The following is a 3138-nucleotide window of genomic DNA, read 5'->3' as shown; positions in this document are numbered from 1 at the left end:
TCAAAACTGGATAAAACCAACATTGAAACTCAAGACAGCCTTACGGCTCTTTAACTTATATTTGGGAAAGTCCTCGATCGATTAGTATCTGTCAGCTCCACATGTCGCCATGCTTCCACACCAGACCTATCCACCTCATCATCTTTGAGGGATCTTACTTACTTGCGTAATGGGAAATCTCATCTCGAGGGGGGCTTCATGCTTAGATGCTTTCAGCATTTATCCCGTCCACACATAGCTACCCAGCGATGCCTTTGGCAAGACAACTGGTACACCAGCGGTGTGTCCATCCCGGTCCTCTCGTACTAAGGACAGCTCCTCTCAAATTTCCTGCGCCCGCGACGGATAGGGACCGAACTGTCTCACGACGTTCTGAACCCAGCTCGCGTACCGCTTTAATGGGCGAACAGCCCAACCCTTGGGACCGACTACAGCCCCAGGATGCGATGAGCCGACATCGAGGTGCCAAACCTCCCCGTCGATGTGGACTCTTGGGGGAGATAAGCCTGTTATCCCCGGGGTAGCTTTTATCCGTTGAGCGATGGCCCTTCCATGCGGAACCACCGGATCACTAAGCCCGTCTTTCGACCCTGCTCGACTTGTAGGTCTCGCAGTCAAGCTCCCTTATGCCTTTGCACTCTACGAATGATGTCCAACCATTCTGAGGGAACCTTTGGGCGCCTCCGTTACTCTTTAGGAGGCGACCGCCCCAGTCAAACTGTCCGCCTGACACTGTCTCCTGCCCGGATCACGGGCAAGGGTTAGAAGTCCAATACAGCCAGGGTAGTATCCCACCATTGCCTCCTCCGAAGCTAGCGCTCCGGTCTCTTAGGCTCCTACCTATCCTGTACAGGCTGCACCGGAATTCAATATCAGGCTACAGTAAAGCTCCACGGGGTCTTTCCGTCCTGTCGCGGGTAATGCGCATCTTCACGCATATTATAATTTCACCGAGTCTCTCGTTGAGACAGTGCCCAGATCGTTACGCCTTTCGTGCGGGTCGGAACTTACCCGACAAGGAATTTCGCTACCTTAGGACCGTTATAGTTACGGCCGCCGTTTACTGGGGCTTCAATTCGAAGCTTCGCTTGCGCTAACCTCTCCTCTTAACCTTCCAGCACCGGGCAGGCGTCAGCCCCTATACGTCACCTTACGGTTTTGCAGAGACCTGTGTTTTTGCTAAACAGTCGCCTGGGCCTATTCACTGCGGCTCTCTCGGGCTATTCACCCTACCAGAGCACCCCTTCTCCCGAAGTTACGGGGTCATTTTGCCGAGTTCCTTAACGAGAGTTCTCTCGATCACCTTAGGATTCTCTCCTCGCCTACCTGTGTCGGTTTGCGGTACGGGTACCTCCCACCTCGTTAGAGGCTTTTCTTGGCAGTGTGAAATCAGGGACTCCAGGGTATACACCCCTTGCCATCACAGCTCAATGTTATAGAAACGGGATTTGCCTCGTTTCACACCTCACTGCTTAGACGCGCATGACCAACAGCGCGCTCACCCTATCCTTCTGCGTCACCCCATCACTCAAACGGTGGGGAGGTAGTACAGGAATATCAACCTGTTATCCATCGTCTACGCCTATCGGCCTCGACTTAGGTCCCGACTGACCCTGAGTGGACGAGCCTTCCTCAGGAAACCTTGGGCATTCGGTGGAAGGGATTCTCACCCTTCTTTCGCTACTCATACCGGCATTCTCACTTCCAAGCGCTCCACCAGTCCTTCCGGTCTAGCTTCAACGCCCTTGGAACGCTCTCCTACCACTGACACCAAAGGTGTCAATCCGCAGTTTCGGTGATTCGTTTAGCCCCGATACATTTTCGGCGCAGCGCCACTCGACCAGTGAGCTATTACGCACTCTTTAAATGATGGCTGCTTCTAAGCCAACATCCTGGTTGTCTGGGCAGCGCCACATCCTTTTCCACTTAACGAATACTTTGGGACCTTAACTGGCGGTCTGGGCTGTTTCCCTCTCGACTATGGACCTTATCACCCATAGTCTGACTCCCAAACATAAATCATCGGCATTCGGAGTTTGTCTGAATTCGGTAACCCGGGATGGGCCCCTAGTCCAAACAGTGCTCTACCTCCGAGATTCTAACGTTTGAGGCTAGCCCTAAAGCTATTTCGGAGAGAACCAGCTATCTCCAGGTTCGATTGGAATTTCACCGCTACCCACACCTCATCCCCGCACTTTTCAACGTACGTGGGTTCGGGCCTCCAGTAAGTGTTACCTTACCTTCACCCTGGACATGGGTAGATCACCTGGTTTCGGGTCTACGACCCCATACTCATTCGCCCTGTTCAGACTCGCTTTCGCTGCGGCTCCGCATTCTCTGCTTAACCTCGCATGGAATCGTAACTCGCCGGTTCATTCTACAAAAGGCACGCCATCACCCATTAACGGGCTCTGACAACTTGTAGGCACACGGTTTCAGGATCTATTTCACTCCCCTTCCGGGGTGCTTTTCACCTTTCCCTCACGGTACTGGTTCACTATCGGTCACTAGGGAGTATTTAGCCTTGGGAGATGGTCCTCCCGGATTCCGACGGAATTTCACGTGTTCCGCCGTACTCAGGATCCACTCTGGAGGGGATGAATTTTCGGTTACGGGGCTTTTACCCACTCTGGCGGACCTTTCCAGGTCGCTTCGCCTAACTCATCCTTTTGTAACTCCGTATAGAGTGTCCTACAACCCCAGGAAGCAAGCTTCCTGGTTTGGGCTTTTCCCGTTTCGCTCGCCGCTACTCAGGGAATCGATTTTTCTTTCTCTTCCTCCGGATACTTAGATGTTTCAGTTCTCCGGGTCTGCCTCGTATTTGCTATGTATTCACAAATACGTACCATCCTATTAAAGATGGTGGGTTTCCCCATTCGGAAATCTTCGGATCACAGCTTACTTACAGCTCCCCGAAGCATATCGGTGTTAGTGCCGTCCTTCTTAGGCTCCTAGTGCCAAGGCATCCGCCGTGCGCCCTTTCTAACTTAACCAAAAGTTAACGTTCTTCTTCCATTCAGCGATGAATGAGAAGAAAGAACAAAAGAATCGCTGTTCGGCTCACATGAATGTGTCCGACTCGGTTGATTGTCTTGATTTGTTGCTTCAATGTCGTTTTATCCAGTTTTCAATGAACAA

1 rRNA gene is annotated in these 3138 nt (G+C 52.0%); it reads right to left on the bottom strand.

From position 1 onward, the window contains the following. Positions 1-61: 61 nt before the first annotated feature. A 23S ribosomal RNA gene (locus H9659_RS15330) occupies positions 62-2993 on the bottom strand. Between the last annotated feature and the right edge of the window lie 145 nt (positions 2994-3138).

This window comes from Sporosarcina gallistercoris (genome assembly GCF_014836415.1).
Classification (GTDB): domain Bacteria; phylum Bacillota; class Bacilli; order Bacillales_A; family Planococcaceae; genus Sporosarcina; species Sporosarcina gallistercoris.
This window is presented reverse-complemented; position numbering and strand designations above follow the sequence as displayed.